Annotated in this window: 11 protein-coding genes; 5 read left to right on the top strand and 6 right to left on the bottom strand. The window is 57.7% G+C overall.

The genetic code is table 11. The features are described from left to right. Positions 1 to 184 precede the first annotated feature (184 nt). The 4 genes from AKG11_RS33020 (at position 185) to AKG11_RS35630 (ending at position 2,280) form a co-directional block, all read left to right on the top strand. A complete protein-coding gene (locus tag AKG11_RS33020; RefSeq protein ID WP_050747084.1) occupies positions 185 to 409 on the top strand; it encodes a hypothetical protein in 225 nt (74 codons plus the stop codon). A gap of 215 nt (positions 410 to 624) precedes the next feature. After that, positions 625 to 984 (top strand): hypothetical protein, encoded by a 360-nt coding sequence (locus AKG11_RS33015; protein WP_050747083.1) that lies wholly within the window; start codon positions 625 to 627, stop codon positions 982 to 984. A 106-nt stretch (positions 985 to 1,090) separates the two neighbouring features. After that, a complete protein-coding gene (locus tag AKG11_RS33010; protein WP_156334228.1) occupies positions 1,091 to 1,591 on the top strand; it encodes a hypothetical protein in 501 nt (166 codons plus the stop codon). A gap of 143 nt (positions 1,592 to 1,734) precedes the next feature. After that, complete coding sequence (locus AKG11_RS35630; RefSeq protein ID WP_245290316.1) at positions 1,735 to 2,280, top strand: hypothetical protein; 546 nt, start codon at positions 1,735 to 1,737, stop codon at positions 2,278 to 2,280. A gap of 4 nt (positions 2,281 to 2,284) precedes the next feature. On the opposite strand, the gene AKG11_RS33000 is transcribed toward AKG11_RS35630, so the two are convergent. Next, positions 2,285 to 2,812 (bottom strand): GNAT family N-acetyltransferase, encoded by a 528-nt coding sequence (locus AKG11_RS33000; RefSeq protein ID WP_050747081.1) that lies wholly within the window; start codon positions 2,810 to 2,812, stop codon positions 2,285 to 2,287. Beyond that, complete coding sequence (locus AKG11_RS32995) at positions 2,813 to 3,007, bottom strand: hypothetical protein (RefSeq protein WP_050747080.1); 195 nt, start codon at positions 3,005 to 3,007, stop codon at positions 2,813 to 2,815. It abuts the gene before it with no gap. Between the two features lie 266 nt (positions 3,008 to 3,273). Between AKG11_RS32995 and AKG11_RS32990 the strand changes: the two genes are divergently transcribed. Continuing rightward, positions 3,274 to 3,540, top strand: coding sequence for a hypothetical protein (locus tag AKG11_RS32990; protein ID WP_050747079.1), 267 nt, complete (start codon positions 3,274 to 3,276; stop codon positions 3,538 to 3,540). Between the two features lie 11 nt (positions 3,541 to 3,551). On the opposite strand, the gene AKG11_RS32985 is transcribed toward AKG11_RS32990, so the two are convergent. From AKG11_RS32985 to AKG11_RS32970, 4 genes are all read right to left on the bottom strand, one after another. Beyond that, a complete protein-coding gene (locus AKG11_RS32985) occupies positions 3,552 to 3,845 on the bottom strand; it encodes a hypothetical protein (RefSeq protein ID WP_050747078.1) in 294 nt (97 codons plus the stop codon). Continuing rightward, complete coding sequence (locus tag AKG11_RS32980) at positions 3,832 to 4,077, bottom strand: hypothetical protein (protein ID WP_050747077.1); 246 nt, start codon at positions 4,075 to 4,077, stop codon at positions 3,832 to 3,834. Before AKG11_RS32980 ends, AKG11_RS32985 begins: the two co-directional genes overlap by 14 nt. A 157-nt stretch (positions 4,078 to 4,234) precedes the next feature. Beyond that, positions 4,235 to 4,885: a hypothetical protein gene (locus AKG11_RS32975; RefSeq protein ID WP_050747076.1), complete on the bottom strand. Its 651-nt coding sequence runs from the start codon at positions 4,883 to 4,885 to the stop codon at positions 4,235 to 4,237. Continuing rightward, entirely contained in the window at positions 4,885 to 5,049 is a 165-nt protein-coding gene (locus AKG11_RS32970; RefSeq protein WP_156334227.1) for a hypothetical protein, read from the bottom strand. The genes AKG11_RS32975 and AKG11_RS32970 overlap by 1 nt, the downstream gene beginning before the upstream one ends. Between the last annotated feature and the right edge of the window lie 105 nt (positions 5,050 to 5,154).

Below are 5,154 nucleotides of genomic sequence, written 5' to 3'. Positions count from 1 at the left end.
AACCGAACCTCACCACCATAAACCGGTTGGTTCTCATCCGCGCGCGCAGATACCGCGTGGCTGTTCGGATGCTTACCCTGCGAAGACCATGATGCGGCGGCTTGTGCCGACCGCGAAAACAACCCCGCTCCCGGTATGTGGCTATCCTCGCACAGAATCTGGACGAAGGGGCTTGACCTCTACGATGCGATTAAACAACCTTTCCACCCGCGAATCCGCCATCCGTCGCTCGCTTCAGAAGCAGGGCTATTCACTGCACAAGACGCCTGCCCGTTCGAAGGAGCGAGAATGGTATGGTGTCGGCTACATGGTTGTCGATGCGGACCGAAACACAGTCGTGCTCGGCGCGCACAACCACCCGCATTCCGCTACGCTCGACGAGGTCGAGGCCTTCGCCGCCGCGGCGTGAGGTCGAGAAGCCGGACGCAGTTCAGCGTCCGGCCCGCCGAAAAATCGACCGAATGTTTTCAACGCCTTGCCGGCGTTATCCCCCTGAATTCAAACCATCCACAATGGATTGCCCCCCAGAACGCAATTTTGCGTTCTGGGTCTTCCCAGCTTTGGGACACCCCTCGACAACCTTGCGGCGCGGTGCAAGGATGGTGCACCTACAGGGAGGGGATGATGGGCGCCAGGATCACCGGGACGGCCTCTGCATTTTTGCTGGTCGGCATGACGGCCAGCGCTGCGGCTTGCACAGCTTACGAACGGGAGGTCTACGAAGTGGCGAAGGCTGTCGAGAGTTTCCGGGAAACGGCGCATTTCAGCGAGTATGGATGGTCATCCAAAGCACCGTACAGCAAGTCGCTGAATCGCATCCGAGAATTAAGCGACGACGAGGAGAACGCGCAGAAGCTTATGATCTCCCACGGCTTCATTCCGATGGAAATCTACAGCGTCGCAGACGAATTTCGGACAGCCGGAGGCTTGGATGGTTTTTACAAGGACCGCGACAAGGATATCAAAAGCCTTCGTTGCAAGTGAGTTGGGACCGGACGACCAGGAAACCCTACTGAGGAAGTGAGGTGGTACGGGGCAAAGCGACGGTTTTTCACTAGCATTCGACAACGGTAAGCTCAGATAATCCAGAATGCCCAAACCAACAAAGCCTCCTCAAGGCGCCGGCCTGACTCCGTTCGGCATCTTCCTTCTGGCGCAATCATTTGAAAACGCAGGCCATGTCGTGGTGGAGAACGCAACGCGCCAATTCTCTGATCACCCGCAGCGCCTGTTGTTCCTTCACGCGATCGAGACTTATCTGCGTGCGTATCTCCGCCTTCACGGCGCCGATGCGGATGAGCTTCGCAGCTATATGCATGATGTCGGTAGGATGCTGGTGGATGCTCAGAGCCGCGGGCTTTCCCTAGACGACACAACAGCAGAATATATCGTGGCCTCTGGCAAGGCCGGTGACTACGTCCGCGTTCGTTATGACTACGATCTGCGCAGCCTATCGGAGGAATGGCTGGACAAGCCGAAAAGGCCTCGGTCGCTCAGCCGGCTTGTCGCTGCCGCAGAGGCAGTGCGAGCTGCTGTGCGCGATGCGTTGAGGGACACGGGCATCGAGGTCTATGACGCGCGGGAGGGGTAGCTTGACCCGGACCGTCCCTACGCCTAGCCTTGCGCCGCGGCCTCACCAACCGCACTAACCGCGCGCCTACCACCACAAAGAGGAAATCCAAAAACGCGGTCGGCATCTGTGCCGGCGGCAATGGTGTCCTCGAGGTGTAATGTATGACCGATCCCCTCAGCAAACTCCCGCTCTTCGCCACAGACCGTGAGATAGCCGTTGCCGTCGTGGGCAAAGAACGGGCGTCGATGTATGTAAAAGCAGCCATTCCCATTCTGGAGCGGCACGGGTTTCCAAAGAAGGACCCGTTACATGACGGTCGGCCGGTGCTGTTGGTCCGCAGGTTCTATGATGGCTATCTCGGCATTGCTGCAGGCTTCCAAGTGGCCGCTCCGGATGGCGAGGAGAATTGGGAGGTATGGAATCGATCGGCTCGACAACGACGAAACGAACGCAAACCGCAATTGGGCCTGAACACCCGCTGCCTCGGCGCGCTCCGGTACATGGTCGAGCATCCCGACGTTCGGACGAGTGCCGAAATACCCGGCGCCACGGATTTCACGATGAAGGAGTTGGCCGAGAAGGGCGCCGTCAAGGAAGGACGCAAGGACGCGCAGGGCGATCGAACCTGGACCGTGACGGACGTCGGCAAAGAGGAAATGACGCGCGTCAATGACTGGCACGGCGGGAAGCGGCGACTTAGCGCCTGATCCGTCAAACCTTCAAAATATCTAGATACATTACCGGCTGTTCACTGGCTTTGTTCGCTGGGGTGTCAAGAAGAGTAAAGCCAATTTTCTCGTAGAATTTGATTGCACTCTTCTTCGCATCAACAACTATGAAGCGGCATCCAACGTTAGGAGCAATCGCATCGCGAACTATACCGACAGAGAAGGCAACCAATTGCTCACCAAGGCCGCGCCCGCGGTAGCGCGTATCCACGGCTAGGCGAGCGATTTTCACTGAAGGAAACGTCTTATAGTCATAGGCTTGATCTGGTGGAATTAACTCTTGCGGCGTCTTAGTTAGAATCTCTCCGCAGATGAGCGTAATGTAGCCAATGATTTTTGCCTCATCAAAGAGGCCATAAGTTCGTGCAAAACTGTTGGCTTGGTAATCCTTCGCCTTTTTTTGTATGAAGGTTTTGAGAGGTATAAATTCCTCACCTCCAAGAGAAAGCCCAGTGACACGATCACTGGGCTCCACCAACTTCAGCTCAACATTCAGATCGTCCGCTGACAATTACTTCCCCGGCTTGGCCTTGGCTTTAAAAGTCACCTTGCCAGACGTCTGGTACTCTTTAAACATTGCGCTTCCGCGCGATGCGGTTTTCACAGCACTGGCTTTCGGCTTCCCGTAAGTCACCTGATTGCGAAATTTCTTCGCGTCGTCATCAGTGAGCTTCACCTGACCGAAAGCGCTTGATATAACTGCCATCAGTTCGCTCCTTCTGCCTGGTGCAATTTACCCGTTTGTGCTGTACATATAGTATGTTGACAGATCGAGCGCAACGTGCTACGGAACTCGCGTCCGGTTCCGTAGCACGCAGAGCCGGATAGGTATAAAAAGAGAATATTATTCTCCCAACGGGTAATGTGGCTGCTTGTTCCAAATCTTTGCCATCCTCCATACCGCTGGTTACCCGGGCTTCGGCGCGCCATCCACGTCATCATCATAATCAACGGATCAATGGCGAGGAAATGATGACCGACGACGAACTGGTTGAGCGAGTTGCGCGCGCCATTTGCGCAGAGACCGGCAAAAGCCCTGACGAAGAGTTGCGAAGCAATAAACTGGAGACAGTCCGGGAGGGATCGGCATTTGTGCAGCGTTACGTGACGCGGCCTCGGTGGCACGACTTCCGTGAAGAAGCGCGGAAGCACATTGCCGCTTGGAAGGTTCTGCGAGCAGCGCTGCCAATGCCCTATCCGGAAGAGGTTATGCCGGAGTTGCCGCTGACACCGGATTGACAGCCGGCGGACTAAATCCCCGCCGCCGCCAATGCCTCTTGCTCGCCCTCGCAGAGCTCGACCCACTGCTCCTCACGGCTGATCCGCCGATACGCTGATCGGGCGGCATTGATGAAATCAAACCAAAGCTCATCAGGTATCTGGACGGCTCTCTGCCCACCTCGCAAGGCCGGTGGCAGCGCCGACAAATTTCCCTCCGGTCGCTGGACTATGACGCAATCGCGGAGCAGCCAACCGTCGATCTCAGCATCGAACGTCGCTTTAGCGCCGCCCGGTCCAGGGCGCATGTTCTCAATTCTGATCATGTTCTTTCTCCTGATAGCGGGCGACTGCCACCCTCAACAATTCGGCTTCCATCACGGCCGACAACGGCGCCGGCCGCGTTTCGCCTGGGACACCAATACGCGGCACGGACAGCACATAGTCATCGCCACGCCGGATCAGCGCGCAGCCCGGCAGCACCAGGCCACAGACCTCGGCCGTAAAGGTCGCGGCAACCCGGCCGCGTGTCGGATTCAAATGTGTGATTTTGATCATATACCCCTCCCGGTCGGGTCCCTCTCCAGCCAAAAACAGCCGTTGCGGGTCGGAGGTCCCGGCGGCCGGCCAGGCACAGCCCGGCAACCTCGGCAACGGTTGCCATCGGGCCGAAATGCCGGATTTCTGCGCGTTTGCGGTGTTGCCGAGGGGTTGCTCAGGTGAACAACCCACCTGTCATCCTGTTGATGTGGTGGATGACACGCGGCTCGAGCCGTTCGGCTGTCTGATCCCAGACCTTCGCCACCTCGCCGCGCAGCATTTCCACCGGAATGAAGACGCCAGATTTCTGCTTGGCGAACTTCGTCCCCGTGCGCTCACGCTTCCACTCACCCGACTTAACGAACGGGTTCGATTTTGCGTAGTTGTAGGAATAGCCGTCCGTGTTCGCTCTAATAAAGACTTGGCCATTCCAGGCGGGCTTAACGACTCGCTTGGGCCAGAAGCCGGCCTTCATGAAACTGGACGGGAAGACCTGCCGCACGCCGCGAGGTGCGGCACTCACGCCGATCCTGGTCTCACGGGGTTTAAAGTGCTTGAGCGATATGTCACCACCCTGACCGTGGATGACGTAGGTCAGGGTAGCCGGCGTGGACTTGGTCACGTTCCGGCGCACGGCCTTCAGAGTTGTTTGTTTTCGCAGGCCGGTTTGTACCGCAAGGGCACGGCCAGCCGCTGTGCCCCCAACTCTGCCTGTTTCGTTGATCGCGCGGCTGAAGACCTGGCCGGCCTTGCGAGGTGACTTGAGCGCCGCCGTCGCTTTGGTGAAGAGGGCGAGGCCGTCGCCCTTGATATCTATTTTGAGCATCAGTTCTCGTCCGTCCTGCCGTAGCGGCGGGAATTGACCCATTCCGAGGGGGTGGCGGGCGTGCCTTCCGGGGTGTTGTCCGCAACCTTGTCCGTGGAAGGCGTGTTGTCGTTCGCCGCCCTCTTCTTGCCGCCTGACCGGCCGTCATAAAGCTTAGCGCTCACTGCGGTCCTGTAACCCTCTGGTTTGGTGAGAGTCTGACTCGAAAAGCCTTCAACGATATCGGTACCTTGCAAGTCGCCTTGTGATCAGGCGAATGTGGGCGATGA

Origin of the sequence: Shinella sp. SUS2 (assembly GCF_001262505.1) — a bacterium.
In the GTDB taxonomy this organism is placed as follows: Bacteria; Pseudomonadota; Alphaproteobacteria; order Rhizobiales; family Rhizobiaceae; genus Shinella.
The sequence above is the reverse complement of the archived record's forward strand: the minus strand, read 5'-3'. Positions and strand labels throughout refer to the sequence as shown.

Coding starts and splice junctions, on each gene's coding strand:
- AKG11_RS33020 (WP_050747084.1), top strand. CDS start 185: ATGCGATTAAACAACCTTTCCACCCGCGAATCCGCCATCCGTCGCTCG.
- AKG11_RS33015 (WP_050747083.1), top strand. CDS start 625: ATGGGCGCCAGGATCACCGGGACGGCCTCTGCATTTTTGCTGGTCGGC.
- AKG11_RS33010 (WP_156334228.1), top strand. CDS start 1,091: ATGCCCAAACCAACAAAGCCTCCTCAAGGCGCCGGCCTGACTCCGTTC.
- AKG11_RS35630 (WP_245290316.1), top strand. CDS start 1,735: ATGACCGATCCCCTCAGCAAACTCCCGCTCTTCGCCACAGACCGTGAG.
- AKG11_RS32995 (WP_050747080.1), bottom strand. CDS start 3,007: ATGGCAGTTATATCAAGCGCTTTCGGTCAGGTGAAGCTCACTGATGAC.
- AKG11_RS32990 (WP_050747079.1), top strand. CDS start 3,274: ATGACCGACGACGAACTGGTTGAGCGAGTTGCGCGCGCCATTTGCGCA.
- AKG11_RS32985 (WP_050747078.1), bottom strand. CDS start 3,845: ATGATCAGAATTGAGAACATGCGCCCTGGACCGGGCGGCGCTAAAGCG.
- AKG11_RS32980 (WP_050747077.1), bottom strand. CDS start 4,077: ATGATCAAAATCACACATTTGAATCCGACACGCGGCCGGGTTGCCGCG.
- AKG11_RS32975 (WP_050747076.1), bottom strand. CDS start 4,885: ATGCTCAAAATAGATATCAAGGGCGACGGCCTCGCCCTCTTCACCAAA.